Below are 13,429 nucleotides of genomic sequence, written 5' to 3'. Positions count from 1 at the left end.
GTCAGATTCTTGTACGGGCGACCGGGTGGCGGTTCTGTGTTTCTGTAACGTATAGCGTCTTGCCCAAAATTTTGGGCATTAGCGTATTTAGTCCGTTTTCTCGAGGAGGTTCGTAAATCGGGTCGCGATCGACGGCCGGCGGCAAATAAAAAACGTAGATCCTATACGGTTTGTCGGGCCGTAGGGGTGTGCCCGACATCACCCCGATCCATGGCTTTACCGGGGCTTTTACCACTTGCGACGGTCCGCGGGACACCGGCTTGACCGGTCACGCGGGTCTTCGTCGCTTCTTACCCATCATGAGCCGGTTGGGCGCCAACTATTGACATCGCGCCTTCCCAGGGCCAAGGCTACCTCTCAGCGCGGGATTGAAACGATTTACGAACGCGTGCCCGCAAACGCTGGAGGAGACTGCCGATGACCGAGCTCGACCCGGCCCGCCGCTCTGCGGTGGCGACGGCGCTGCGTAGTCAGCGGATCGAGACTCCCTCGTGGGCGTACGGTAATTCTGGCACCCGGTTCAAGGTCTTCGCGCAGGAGGGCGTGCCGCGCACGCCGTACGAGAAGATCGACGACGCGGCCATGGTGCACGCGCTGACCGGGGTGGCGCCCAGTGTTGCCATCCATATCCCCTGGGATAAAGCGGACAATTATTCCGAATTAGCGCAATATGCTGTGGATAAAGGCATCCGCATTGGCGCGATCAATCCGAATGTCTTCCAGGAAGACGATTATCGGCTCGGCAGTGTCTGCAACCCGAATCCCGGCATCCGTCGCAAGGCCACCGACCACCTGCTGGAATGCGTCGAGATCGGCGTCGCGACCGGCTCCACGCTGCTGTCGCTGTGGTTTGCCGATGGCACCAACTACGCCGGCCAGGACGACATCTCGGCCCGCCAGGAGCGGCTGCACGAGGCGCTGGCGCAGGCGTACGCGCGAATGCCCGACGGCATGCGAATGCTGCTGGAGTACAAGTTCTTCGAGCCGCACTTCTACACGATGGACGTTCCGGACTGGGGAACGTCGTTCGCGCACTGCGTACGGCTGGGCGAGAAAGCCCAGGTGCTGGTGGACACCGGGCATCACGCGCCGGGCACCAATATCGAGTTCCTGGTGGCGATCCTGCTCGGTCAGGGCAAGCTCGGCGGCTTCCATTTCAACAGCCGGAACTATGCCGACGACGACCTGATGGTCGGCGCGGCGGACCCGTTCCAGCTGTTCAGGATCATGAACGAGATCGTCGGGACGGATTCGCTGCGTCCCGAGGCCGGCGTCGCTTTCATGTTGGACCAGTGTCACAACCTGGAGCCCAAGATTCCGGCGATGATCCGGTCCGTGCTCAATGTGCAGGAATCGACGGCGAAAGCTCTATTGGTCGACCGAGAAGCGTTGACTCACGCCCAAGGTTCTGGTGATGTGCTTGGTGCACACGCCGTACTGATGGATGCGTTCTCGACCGACGTTCGCCCGTTGCTTGCCGACGTACGGCAGGAAATGGGGGTCGACCCGGATCCGATCGCGGCGTATCACCGGTCCGGCTACCAGAAGCGGATCGAGGCGGAGCGAGCCGGTGGCTCGGCTATGGGCTGGGGCGCATAGCGGTTCAGGCGGTTGTTCGGAGGTAGGCCAACGGCGGCCGCTAGACACCAAATCAATTTGAGAAAGTCTGCCCGGAACAGAAAGCGAGACATGCGTACGCATCCACAGGTCGCCGAGTTGCTGGCTCGCAGCCACCGGCTAGGCGCCGACCCGCGCAACACCAACTTCGCCGGTGGCAACACGTCGGCGAAGGCGAGCGCGGTCGACCCGGTCACCGGCGGCTCGGTGGACCTGATGTGGGTGAAGGGTTCCGGCGGTGACCTGGGCACTCTCACCGAACCGGGCCTCGCGGTCCTGCGGCTGGATCGGCTGCACGCGCTGGTCGGCGGTTATCCGGGCGTCGCGCGCGAGGACGAGATGGTCGCCGCTTTCGACTTCTGCCTGCACGGAAAGGGCGGTGCCGCGCCCTCGATCGACACCGCGATGCACGGCCTGGTCGACGCCGCACATGTAGACCACTTGCACCCCGACGCCGGCATCGCGCTGGCCACCGCGGCCGATGGCGAGCAGTTGGTGGCCGACTGTTTTGGCGACCGAGTGGTCTGGGTGCCGTGGCGGCGGCCGGGGTTCCAGCTGGGCCTGGACATCGCCGCGATCAAGCGCGACAACCCGCAGGCCGTCGGCGTGGTGCTGGGCGGCCACGGGATCACCGCCTGGGGCGATGACTCGGCCAGCTGCGAACAGCACTCGCTGGAGATTATCCGGGTGGCCACCGACTATCTTGCGACCAAGGGCCGCGCCGAGCCTTTCGGCCCGATGCTGGCTGGGCGAGAGCCGCTGCGCGCCGCTGCCCGCCGCGAGCGGGCCGCCGCGTTGGCGCCCTTGCTGCGCGGGATCGCCTCCACCGATCACCGTCAGGTCGGCCACTTCACCGACGCCGACGTGGTGCTGGATTTCGTGGCCAGGGAACGGATGCAGGAGCTGGCCGCGCTGGGTACGTCCTGCCCGGATCACTTCCTGCGCACCAAAGTCCGCCCGTTGGTGCTGGATGTGCCGGCCAACGCGCCGCTCGCGCAGGTGTCCGACCGACTGGCTGAGCTGCACGCCGCATACCGCGACGACTATCGCGCCTATTACCAGAAGTACGCCGACGCCGAGTCGCCCGCGATGCGCGGCGCGGACCCGGCGATCGTGCTCGTACCCGGCGTGGGGATGTTCTCTTTCGGCGCCGACAAACAGACCGCCCGAGTGGCCGGCGAGTTCTACGTCAACGCCATCAATGTCATGCGTGGCGCCGAAGCGGTGTCCTCGTACCATCCGATCGACGAGTCGGAGAAGTTCCGGATCGAGTACTGGGCGTTGGAGGAGGCCAAACTCGCTCGCCGGCCGGCGCCCAAGCCGCTGGCCGGGCGGGTCGCGCTGGTGACGGGCGGGGCTTCCGGGATTGGCCGCGCGACCGCGTCCCGGCTGGCCGCCGAGGGCGCATGTGTGGTGGTCGCGGACCGCGACGCGGACCGCGCCCACGAGGTGGCCACCCAGCTCGACACGGAACGAAAAGCGTTGCGGCCGGCCGATGTGGCGGTCGCGGCGGCCGCGGACATCTCGTCTGCGGCGGCGGTTGCCGAGATGTTCGCGGTGGCGAACCTGGCTTTTGGTGGGGTTGACCTGATCGTCAACAACGCCGGACTGTCGATTTCCAAGCCGTTGTTGGAAACGACGGACGAGGACTGGGACATCCAACACTCGGTGATGGCCCGCGGGTCGTTCCTGGTGTCCCGGGCCGCGGCGGGGGTGATGGTGGCGCAGGGCTTTGGCGGCGACATCATTTACATCTCCAGCAAGAACGGGGTCTTTGCCGGGCCTAACAACGTCGCGTACGGTGCGGCGAAGGCCGACCAGGCGCATCAGGTGCGGCTGCTGGCAGCCGAGCTTGGCGCGTACGGCATCAGAGTCAACGGCGTGAACCCGGACGGGGTGGTCCGGGGTTCGGGGATCTTCGCCGGGGGGTGGGGAGCGCAGCGGGCCGCGGTTTACGGGGTTCCTGAGGAAAAACTCGGGGAGTTCTACGCCCAGCGCACGCTCCTGAAAAGAGAGGTACTGCCGGAGACGGTCGCCGCCGCGGTGGCGGTCCTGGCCGGCAACGAACTGTCACACACCACCGGGTTGCACATACCTGTCGACGCCGGAGTCGCAGCCGCATTCCTGCGGTAGGGCCCGACAGGTGATCTCCAACGGCGTTAGGAGGCCGATGTGAGCGTTATGACCGAAGATGCAGCGGTGTTGCGGAGCTTCGAGCCGCTCACCGAAGACGACGTGGTGCTGCTGCGGCTGCTTGCCGACGGCCTGCCACTGGAGTCCGTCGCCCGCCGGCTGCAGTTGTCGGCCCGTACGGTCCGCCGCCGGACCAGGGCCATCTGCGACCACCTGGGCGTACGCGCACCAGTGCAGGCCATCGTGTGGGCGGCCCGCAGGGGTCTGCTTTAGAGAACGGCTGCCCGGGTGTAACGCTCAACGGGTTTCTGGGCGTGGATCAATCCACGAGCGTTACATTCGGCTCTGTCACACCTTTCCCCGCGGCCGCGAATGCGGGCGACGACCGCTTCAATTCCGCACTTGTCGATGGTCCTGAGGCCCTTGACGCTGACCCGCAACGTCACGTAGCGGTTCTGGCTGGGCAACCAGAACCGGCGGCGCTGCAGGTTAGGGTTCCAGCGGCGTGAGGTGCGGTGGTGCGAATGGGACACGGTCTTGCCGAAACCTGGTTGTCGACCGGTCACCTGGCATTTCGCGGACAACGGCGTTTCCTTCCTGGCATTGTTGGCGTAGTCTGCACTCCAGTCCATAATGAAAATGGTTTTCATGTCAAGTAAGGCGTGGGACCGGTGGGATGGAGTGCTGCATGTCGACGGCTTGGGTGAGTGGTCCTGATGAGCGGCGGGACGCCGAGGTGACGGCCGGCAGGCGACCCCGGGTGACGGTGCTGTCCGGGTTCAGCCCACGGGCGACGACCGCGGCGACCGAGGTGTTGCTGGCTGCGGACCGGGATCTGGTGGTCGTCCGGCACGACCTGTCCGCGCTGCTGGAGGGCCGGTTGCACCGGTTCGTCTGCACCGCCGACGAGGTGCTGGAGTCCGAGTCGATCGAGCTCGTACACGGCTGCGTTTCCTGTTCGCTGCGTGAGGACGTGCTGCCCACGCTCGTACGGCTGGCGCGTACCAGGCCGGCCTCGGACCAATTGCTGGTGCTTCCCGAAGTGGTCGAGCCGGAACACATCGCCTCCGCGTGCGTCGGCTGCGTGGTGGACGGCCGGCCGGTGCTGGATTGGGTCCGGTTGGGCACCTTCGCGGCGGCCATCGACGGCGAGACGTTCCTGGCCGACCTCACTTGCGACGACGACCTCGGCGATCGCGGCCGCAAAACCGCCGACGACGACGATCGCGCCGTGGCCGGCGTTATCCTGCGTCAGCTGGAGTTTTCCGATGTCGTGCTGGTCGCGCCGGCGCAGACTCCGGACGTACGGCTGCCGAGCCTGGTCACCGCATTGGCGCCGTGGGCCGAACTGCGGCCCGTACAGGAAGCCGCCGCCATCCTGCACCGCCCGGACCGCGATTTGGACCTGCCCAGCGCGGCCCTTCGTGGCCTCGAAGGACTCCCCGCTGCCGCCGACGGCACGATGGTTTTCGCGGCCCGGCGACCCTTCCACCCCGGCCGCTTCGACGCCGTGCTGCCCCGGCTGATCGAGCGTACGGTCCGCGGCCGGGGTCACCTGTGGCTCGCCAGCCAGCCGGACACGGTTGTCGCGTACGAGTCGCACGGGTGTGGGGTGAGCATGGGCGCCGCCGGGCTCTGGCTGGTGTCGGCCGAGCCCTCGGACTGGGACGACGTGTCGCCGAACCGGCGTACGGCGGCGTCATTGGGCTGGGATGACTATTTCGGGGATCGCGGGATCGAGCTGGTTTTCGTTGACCTGGATGGAGATCGTACGGATTTGCGGGGGCTGTTGACCGAGTGCTTGTTGACCGACGCGGAGTTGGCGCTGGGTGAGGACGGCTGGACCGCGTTCCCCGACCCGTTCGCCGGCTGTTTCTAGAAATCGAAGCCGCCGGGGCGGGAGTTGCGGTCGGCGATCAGGCCGGCGAGGGTGGAGATCGCGATTTCGGCTGGCGTACGGGAGCCGATGTTGAGGCCGACCGGGCGGTGCACGCGGGCGATGTCGGTGGCTGGTACGGCGCGGGACTGAAGAGCCGCGACGTGCGGGCCGGGATGGCGGGGGTTGCCCATCACGCCGATCCAGCGAGCCGGGTGTTTCAGTGCGTCAGCGAGCATCTGGCCGAGTTCCTCGCGGTGGTGGTCGGTGACGACCAGGTCCGCGTCGCAGGTCAGGGTCGGTACGGCGGCGACCGCGACCAGGCCGTCGGCGGCGGCTTTGGCGCGGCGATCAGGATCTGGCTCGACCAGGACGGTCTGGTAGCCGGCGTCGGTCGCGTAGCGAACGAGGTGCGCGGCCACCGGTGACGCGAAAACCGTGACCAGCATGCGGTCGGCGGCGAGGGTGGTCGGTGCGCCGTGGGCGACCGCGCACGCGGCGCCAACCTGCTCTTCAGTCATACATACCGGCCTACCATGTCCGGCTTGCCTTTACCAGGGCGCAAAGGGTGGGAAGGTGGTCGGCCGGCGACAAGCGGCAGACCGGCTGCGCTATCGTCCACATTGGACAGACCCGCCAGCGAGAAAGTAAACCGTTGTCGCTTTTTGGGGCGCTCAGCCGCCATCCGCTGCCCGTACTCGCGCATTTCGACCATTCACTGGTGGTCACCTTCGGGCTACCGCCAGAACAGGTGCGCCCGCTCCTGCCGGCCGGGCTGGACCTGGAAATATACCGGTCGCCGGAGGGGGATCGGTTCGCCCTGGTCGCGGTCGCCGCCGTCAGCCTGCGTCAACTGCGGCTTCCCTACCTGCCGCGCCTTCTGGGCCTGCGCACAATCATGACCGGTTACCGAATTTTCGCCCGATACCAAACACCGGGCGGCCGGATCCTGCGTGGCTTGCGGCACCTGCGAAATGATGCGGACAACGCATTGCTGACGCGTACCGGCAATCTGCTCACCGACTTCGACCACCAGCGGATCCACGCGTGGACCGAGCAGACTGACGGCCAGGTCCGGTTTGTCGCCCATTCGGCCGACGGCACCGCTGACGTCGACATCGTCGCGGACCTCGCTGAACCCGAACCGCACCAGGACGCGGTCTTCGAGACCCCCGACGACGCCCGCCGCTATGCCGGTCCTCGCGGCTATACGTTCTCGCCCGGCGGTGACGGCGGGATCGTGGTGGTGCGTACGTACCGCAGCGACTGGGAACCTCGCCAGGTTGCCGTCGACGTACGCCGCGCCTCGTTTTTCCAGCACGGACCTTTTGCTGGTACAAAGCCAATTCTGGCCAGCGCGTATTACATGTCAGACCTGAACTACGGCTGGCACCGCGGCCGCCTCCGGCCGGCCCGCGCAGGCTAGGCAGCAAAACTGGGTGGCGTACGGTCCGCTAAAGGGCGATAGTCGGTGGTATGTCGGAAAACGGCGAGCAGCGACCCGAACTCACCCGGACTTTTGGCTGGTGGGACATGTTTGTCGAGCCGGCGGACGATCCGCGCGCCGACGGTGGTTTCGAGAACAACGAGCGCGCCATGCTGGTCGGGTATCTGGCTGACCGCCGGCTGACGTTGCGTATGAAATGCGCCGGGCTCGACGCCGACGGCATGGCCCGCCGCTCGGCGTCGCGGGGTACGTACGGCACCTGGTCACGTACAACTTCACGGTTGCCGACACCCACACGTACTATGTACTGGCTGGTACGACGCTGATCCTCGTCCACGACTGTGCATCGCCCAACATTCGGATTTCTCCGGCCGCGTCTGACTGGGCTACGAAGGGGGCGAATATGCACGTCGGGGGTTCTGAGATCCGAGTCTTTCCCGACGGTGATGGCGGTGTTGGGTTCGAGGGAATTCGCCTGAGCAATGGAATGGCAAGTGCGCGTGATGTTGAGACGGTCAGGAGTGCCATCATGAATAATCCGGAGCTTCGAGTGGACCTCATCGACAAGGCCAGGTCTGCCATGTCGGATATGAATGATCACAACTGGGGTAACTCGCTTAACCGAGCCCAGAGATGAACTTCCTCGTCAAGGCGCTCGGGAAGATCGAATGACCGCAATTGACTACCTCGCGGCAGTTGTGGGCACGGGAACTGTCGCAGGCGTTGGCCTTGGAGCGTCTCCGGAGCAGATCCGCGACGCACTCGGAAGCGAGTGCGTCGCGGATCGGAGGAAGAAGTTCTTGCGTCTTGACTATGGGCTTCTTGAGTTCAACCTATTTGTGGGGTCTTGCGAGAACATCGCCATCCAGGCCATCGCCTTGCGGATGGAGTTGATGGACTGATCCCAGCTCCATTGCTGGGATCACTTGACGGAATTGCGGAGCGGATTGTATTTGATGATCTGCGAGGCAAGGTTGAGGGTTATTTCTCATGCCGCCTGGACGAAGTCCAAGGGCAGGGTGGATATCGTTGCTATCGCATAACTGAATCCCATGTACTGCTCTATGTCGTTGATGAGGGATTGTCTGATCTGGGGTCGCTAAGGGCCGGAGATCTTTGGTCAATCATGATCTCTGGGGCCGGTTGACGGCAGTAGTTGACGGCAACGTCAGCGGACGGGCGCTGCACAAAACGGTGGGTCGTTGCCGTCGTCGGGTCGGGTGGCGGGCTGGTCGGGCTCGCGGAGGGCGAGGTCGAGGAGGTCGATAGCGTCGCGCTGGAGGCGGCAGTAGTGACGGCAACAACCACGCACACCAGCGCACAACGGCGCACTCCGACGGATCGCCACATAGCCGCTGGCCAGGGAAAACGCAGGTAGCGAACGACCGCAAGCCACACGTACTATATCCTGGCTGGCACTACGCCAGTGCTTTGTTAATAACAGTTCCACCTGCGGAATTACGATGTCCTCGGCAATCGGTGACGACCGCTGCTGACCAAGGCGGCTCAGCAGGCTGGAAAGAGTCAGGCTGTGCAGCGCGACTTGGACAACCTCTTCGGTCAACTCTCCATGGAAATATGAAATCCAGGCATCGGATTGAAGGCACTTGCGGGAACGGACGTCACTTACGACCGAGGTACCAATGGTGGACGACTGTTCTTCCGGAACGTGGTCGGTGGAATACGAATCGTGGGTAAGGCGGACAAGGGAAACGAGCCCAAGGTGATCGGGAGATTGATGAAGCTCTATGACCAGTAGTCCATTTCATGTAGTGGAGACTCCGCAGTTCAAGGCCCTATTTATGCTCGGGACGGACGAGCGCGTGGACACCGTGGAGAATGTTGACGCCGAAGTCACGCTCCCTGACGGATGAAGGTGGAGTGCGACGCTCATGACGCTCTTGGAGATTGAGCGAATCATGATGCATTGGGCTGAGAGCGGGGAAAATCGAAGCGGAGCTTACTTTCAGTGCTCGGATTTGGTGATCGTTCGCACGGGAGGTATTCCCGGGATGGTCCGAGCGCTGGAGGCCGTTATTGAAAACGGAGGGTTACAAGGTATCTTGGGAGATCTGAACTAAAGGATCTTCCGAGGCTCGGTGAACCGCCCAATTACGACCATAGAGACCCCATCGGATTCGCTTCCGGTGGGGCTCTGGAGGGTCTAACGGCAGTAGTCGACGGCAACGTCAGCGGACGGGTGCTGCAGAAAAGGGGTGGTTCGTCGCCGTCGTCGGGTCGGGCGACGGTTGCGGGGGGCGTTGCCTCGGAGGTCGATGGCGTCGCGTTGGAGTCGGACGTGGGCGCACACCGTCGCGGTCACGCCGATGTGCGCATGGCTCGGCGCCTCTTCTTGACGACGAGCGCGACGCCTGTTCCAGGAGGAGGGTGGGCTCCCGTGAGATCATCCCGGGGGAAAGTCTTGGAAATAGTGCGCTACAGGCGAAATTTTCCGAAAGCGGAGGTGCGGGGCAGTGGGGAAAATATTCTACGTCCACCTACCAGAGTTCGTATGGCCCATTCCAGGTGCACTACTACCAAGCCGGTAGTGAGTTAAGGGACATTTGAGACGTGGCGCAGGGTGGATGGCGGAAGAGCATTTTGATGGTGTGGGAGGTTGCTTGACCTGGCTTGTCCAGCACCGGGGTCTGGTCTGGCCTGTCGGGCGCAGGTGGTGCCGCTGTGACAGTCCGATCGAATTGGCGCATCGTTGTCGAAGTGCATCACAGAACCCGCTTCTTCGCGGCCTTGACGATCGCCGGATGCTCCAACCAAGTCCATTCCGTCACACCATCGGAAAGCTCACCACGACATCCCCGTCTTGGTAGTAGACGTGCTTGACCCAGCGACTCTCGCTGGCCGTGGTGAACCCGGGATCACCGGTGCCCTTCCTACCGTTAGAACGGTGGTGGTGGGTATTGGTCGTTGGGTGTGACGTCGTAGGTGCGTCCGGTGGGGCTGGTCCAGAGGAATCGTCCTGGTGTTGGTTGGGTGACGGTCCAGCCGTGTTCTTTGATGTCGTTGTGGAATTTGCAGGCTGGTCCGGTGCTGTCGTACGCCGTTTTGCCTTCCGGGTCGCGGAAGGGGATGGTGTGGTCGAATTCGCAGGTCGCCGCGGGTCGGTTGCAGGCGGGGCCGCAGCATCGTTGGTCGCGTGCGTTGACCAGGTCCCGTAGCGCCTTGGTGGGGCGGTAGCGCGTGCGGCCGTGGTCGATCACCACTCCGCTGACGGGGTCGGTGAGGATTCGGTACCACTCACTGGTTTCATCTCCAGCCAGTTCGCGGGCGCGTTGCGCGGTCATCGGCCCGTAACCACTCAGGATGGCAGGGTTGTCGTCCAGGCCCATCAGGGTGGTGGCGTCGACGCGGAGTTCGATTTTGGTGCGTACGTTGCTCGGCACACCCAGGCACAGATCGGTCAACGCATCCGCTCGCAAAGCGTCCATCGTCCGAGTCTCGTCTTTGGTTTTGAGGCTGCGGGCGATGGTGTCGATGCGACGGTAGATCGCTTCGGCTGATTCGGCGGGCAGGAACGCGCCCAGCAGAGCCATGCCGTCTTCGCAGGGTTGTTTTTCTACTCGCCTCTCAGAGACCAGTTTCTTGCGGCGGGCTTCGGCGGCTGCCGGGTCGATTTTGATGACCTCCCGGCGGGCCCGGTCCCGGATCGATCGAGGCGTTTTCGAGTCGGCGCCGGGTAGGACCTTTTCTTCGACTTTCTGTGCGTCTTCGGGGCAGAGGTGGCTGACCTGGTCCGCGAACGTGAATGCCTTGCGCAAGTCGAGGTGACCGTGGGACATCCCGGCCATGGTGCCGGGGAGTTCGTGGACTAGTTGGTACGCCAAGTTCAGTCGTTTCTGGGCCGCGGACAGGCTCCAGGTTAGTGATGCGGCGATTTCACCGGCCGCGTATTTGGAGAATGGTGCGCCTACGGCGGGGCGGGCGTTGGTGAAGCGGTCCATGAACCGCATCTGCATCGCCTGGGTGTAGGAGATCACCTTATCCAAGGTTTCGATCGCGGCCAGTGCGGTGTCAGCGTCGGCTCGGCCGTACCGGTCGAGTTCTTCCAGCATTTGCAGGGGGACCCAGCTGGGTGGCATGGTGCGCCACGGCTGCTTGTTGGGGTCGGTGAATTCTGGTCGACTTCGTTTTCTGCTCATGACCCAATTTTACCGGCTGCCACCGACAGTCGGGCTGCCAGTTTTCGTTTCTGTGGATAAGAAAGGGACCACTTAACCCCCTGTGGAGAACTCGTATTTCAAAGCGCTCTGGCCCGATACTCAACTGCTTGTTTCCTACGAAGCGGTAGTGACGCCCATTCGTCCCGACGTGGTGCCACTGTGAAAATCGGACCTGATCCAGGGCCTCGTCGGGCGAAGTACACCACCGCACCGGTCTCTTCGCGGCCGCGACAGAGGAGGAATATTCGTCGCTCTTCCAGCTCCGCCCGCCACAAACGGTCGCCCCGGCGACGGGCCCATGTTTGCGCAGCAACCATCCGACTAACACTTGACCAGCCGTATCGCCAGCCCATCGGCCACGTCCGGGGAAAGTCCACTACAACACCCCGCCTTAGCAATACAATTCGACCTCGGGGGATGTGATGTATGATTTCAACTACAAAGTGGTCATGACCTGGAGGTAAGCGACTGATGAGGGTCACGTTCAAGGGAAGTGAGGTTGCTGACCAGCGCATCTTTCAGGGGTCAGGGTCTCTGCAGGTCGGGATGGATTACCTCGTCCTTGAGATCTTCGCTCAGGCGGACGGTGCCAACAAGTTCGCATTGTGTTCTCGGATGTTGAGCTTCCATCGCTCTTCGACTCAAGGTTGTTCGAGATTTCTTCGGATCGAATTCCACCGGCTTGGCGCGTCACCCGAAATCAGAGTGGATCCTTGACGTTTGGGCCCGAGGAATGGACCCGGCAAGGTTTTTGGGAGGCATTCATGGATCATGAAGATTGGGCAGTCCAGCTCTATAGAGCCGGGCATGTCAGGTCCCTTGGTGATGGAACCTCAAGACGAGTGAGGTCCGGTGTGGTTGAGGAAGAGCAGATTTTGCTGGCTCTATCTGTTGATGATGCGCGAAACCTTATGGATGCGATCCATTTGCTGGGGGAACATGTAGCGGCTGGTGCTCCGATCCCCGAACTCGATGAAGATTTTGATCGAAGTGTCGGAGGCATCTACCAGCATCTCATCTCTGAGCTTCAGAAGCTTGGGCGCCTTCGAAGATGATGAAGCCCTTGTCGCGCGATAGGTGGTCCCCGAAGAACCCGCCCAAGGTGATCGCCCAGGTTAGATCAATTCCTCGCGGATGCGACATGGATAGGTCGTGCGTGACGGTTTTGTAGATACGTGGTCGGGAGAGTCCTATCGTCCGCTGAGAGAATTTCGGACACATTCGGGAGAGTGCCATTCCTGGAGGTAGGTGATGAAGGCCGCAGCGGCGGGGGACGGGGCGTCTTGGGCTAGTACGGTGGCGAAAACCTGGCGGGGTGCGATTTCGTCGAGGACGGGGACGATGGCGATGTCGGCACGCATGGCGGCGACTGCGAGGCCTGGGAGCAGGCTGATGCCGAGGCCGGCGGCGACAAAACCAGGCTTGGCGATCCAACTGTGTACGTCGATGAACTTGGATGGCTGGAAACCGGCGCGGGCGCAGGCCGCGAGCAGCAGTGGTTGTGGGCTGGCTTGGATCCAGGTTTCCTCGGCCAGATCGCGAAGGTGCACCGCCGCCGCGTTGGCGAAGGGATGCGTACGAGGCAAGGCGACCAACAATGGGTCGTCGAGCAGGTGGATGAGCCGGACGGAGTCGGCGTCGAGGGCACCGCTGGGGTAGTCGCTGACGACCGCGACATCCAGAGTCCCGCCGCGCAGCGCATCGAGCAGTTCGGGGCTCACCGCCTCGTGGATGTTGGTTTCCACCAAAGGAAAGTCGTTGATGAATCGGCGGAGGGTGGCGGGCACGAGGGCGGCGTTGGCACTGTGGAACGAGCCGATCCGGAGCCGGCCGGCGGTGCCGCGGCTGACCGCGGACATCTCCGCGGCCGCGGCCTCCAACCGGCCGAGGATGTCCACGGCGTGCCGATGCAGCGCCTCGCCGACCGGGGTCAGTCGTACGCCACGGGCCTGTCGGGCGAAAAGTGGGCCGCCGACCGTACGCTCCAGGGCCGCGATCCGCCGGGAGACCCCCGGCTGGGTGTAACCGAGCGGCTCGGCCGCCGCGGTGAAGGAGCCGAGCCGGGCCACCTCGCAGAAGACCCGAAGGTCAGCCCAGGCGAAGTCATGCGCAGACGTCATGTCTCACATTCAAATCCGTCGCTGGTGTTATGGGAAGACCCTGCCTAACGTCGAATAA

At 63.6% G+C, this 13,429-nt stretch carries 13 protein-coding genes; 8 read left to right on the top strand and 5 right to left on the bottom strand.

Annotated features, from left to right (window positions below; all coding sequences use genetic code 11):
• Positions 1–417: 417 nt before the first annotated feature.
• The 3 genes from rhaI (at position 418) to ABD301_RS03840 (ending at position 4,023) form a co-directional block, all read left to right on the top strand.
• On the top strand, positions 418–1,599 hold the full coding sequence (gene rhaI, locus ABD301_RS03850) for an L-rhamnose isomerase (RefSeq protein ID WP_344307173.1): 1,182 nt from the start codon (positions 418–420) through the stop codon (positions 1,597–1,599).
• A 90-nt stretch (positions 1,600–1,689) separates the two neighbouring features.
• Entirely contained in the window at positions 1,690–3,750 is a 2,061-nt protein-coding gene (locus tag ABD301_RS03845; protein ID WP_344307171.1) for a bifunctional aldolase/short-chain dehydrogenase, read from the top strand.
• A 48-nt stretch (positions 3,751–3,798) separates the two neighbouring features.
• Positions 3,799–4,023, top strand: coding sequence for a LuxR C-terminal-related transcriptional regulator (locus tag ABD301_RS03840; protein ID WP_163510826.1), 225 nt, complete (start codon positions 3,799–3,801; stop codon positions 4,021–4,023).
• On the opposite strand, the gene rpmB is transcribed toward ABD301_RS03840, so the two are convergent.
• Positions 4,020–4,334, bottom strand: coding sequence for a 50S ribosomal protein L28 (gene rpmB, locus ABD301_RS03835; RefSeq protein WP_344307397.1), 315 nt, complete (start codon positions 4,332–4,334; stop codon positions 4,020–4,022). The genes ABD301_RS03840 and rpmB overlap by 4 nt on opposite strands.
• A gap of 104 nt (positions 4,335–4,438) precedes the next feature.
• On the opposite strand from rpmB, the gene ABD301_RS03830 reads away from it, so the two are divergent.
• Positions 4,439–5,629: a CobW family GTP-binding protein gene (locus ABD301_RS03830; protein WP_344307168.1), complete on the top strand. Its 1,191-nt coding sequence runs from the start codon at positions 4,439–4,441 to the stop codon at positions 5,627–5,629.
• Here ABD301_RS03830 and ABD301_RS03825 read toward each other — a convergent pair.
• Positions 5,626–6,147 (bottom strand): XdhC family protein, encoded by a 522-nt coding sequence (locus ABD301_RS03825; protein ID WP_344307166.1) that lies wholly within the window; start codon positions 6,145–6,147, stop codon positions 5,626–5,628. The two genes, ABD301_RS03830 and ABD301_RS03825, sit on opposite strands and share 4 nt — an antisense overlap.
• A gap of 47 nt (positions 6,148–6,194) precedes the next feature.
• On the opposite strand from ABD301_RS03825, the gene ABD301_RS03820 reads away from it, so the two are divergent.
• The 3 genes from ABD301_RS03820 to ABD301_RS03810 all read left to right on the top strand — a co-directional run bounded on the left by ABD301_RS03820 (position 6,195) and on the right by ABD301_RS03810 (position 7,975).
• Positions 6,195–7,052, top strand: coding sequence for a DUF2071 domain-containing protein (locus ABD301_RS03820; RefSeq protein ID WP_344307164.1), 858 nt, complete (start codon positions 6,195–6,197; stop codon positions 7,050–7,052).
• A 50-nt stretch (positions 7,053–7,102) separates the two neighbouring features.
• Positions 7,103–7,399 carry a hypothetical protein gene (locus ABD301_RS03815; protein WP_279579527.1) on the top strand — a complete coding sequence of 99 codons (297 nt, stop codon included), beginning with the start codon at positions 7,103–7,105 and terminating at the stop codon, positions 7,397–7,399.
• A gap of 342 nt (positions 7,400–7,741) precedes the next feature.
• Positions 7,742–7,975: a hypothetical protein gene (locus ABD301_RS03810; RefSeq protein WP_163567352.1), complete on the top strand. Its 234-nt coding sequence runs from the start codon at positions 7,742–7,744 to the stop codon at positions 7,973–7,975.
• 266 nt (positions 7,976–8,241) lie between these two features.
• On the opposite strand, the gene ABD301_RS03805 is transcribed toward ABD301_RS03810, so the two are convergent.
• On the bottom strand, positions 8,242–8,637 hold the full coding sequence (locus tag ABD301_RS03805) for a hypothetical protein (protein WP_163567266.1): 396 nt from the start codon (positions 8,635–8,637) through the stop codon (positions 8,242–8,244).
• Between the two features lie 1,333 nt (positions 8,638–9,970).
• Positions 9,971–11,230 carry a DUF222 domain-containing protein gene (locus tag ABD301_RS03800; RefSeq protein ID WP_344307160.1) on the bottom strand — a complete coding sequence of 420 codons (1,260 nt, stop codon included), beginning with the start codon at positions 11,228–11,230 and terminating at the stop codon, positions 9,971–9,973.
• A 785-nt stretch (positions 11,231–12,015) separates the two neighbouring features.
• On the opposite strand from ABD301_RS03800, the gene ABD301_RS03795 reads away from it, so the two are divergent.
• Positions 12,016–12,306, top strand: a complete 291-nt coding sequence (locus ABD301_RS03795; RefSeq protein WP_344307159.1) for a hypothetical protein — start codon at positions 12,016–12,018, stop codon at positions 12,304–12,306.
• A 135-nt stretch (positions 12,307–12,441) separates the two neighbouring features.
• Here ABD301_RS03795 and ABD301_RS03790 read toward each other — a convergent pair whose 3' ends face one another.
• The gene (locus tag ABD301_RS03790) at positions 12,442–13,371 is read right to left on the bottom strand and encodes a LysR family transcriptional regulator (RefSeq protein WP_344307158.1); all 930 of its coding nucleotides are present in this window, start codon (positions 13,369–13,371) and stop codon (positions 12,442–12,444) included.
• Positions 13,372–13,429: the final 58 nt, after the last annotated feature.

The sequence above is a fragment of the Fodinicola feengrottensis genome, from assembly GCF_039530045.1.
Lineage (GTDB): Bacteria > Actinomycetota > Actinomycetes > Mycobacteriales > HKI-0501 > Fodinicola > Fodinicola feengrottensis.
Note: the sequence above shows the minus strand (reverse complement) of the source record. Positions and strands in the feature narration are given on the sequence as shown.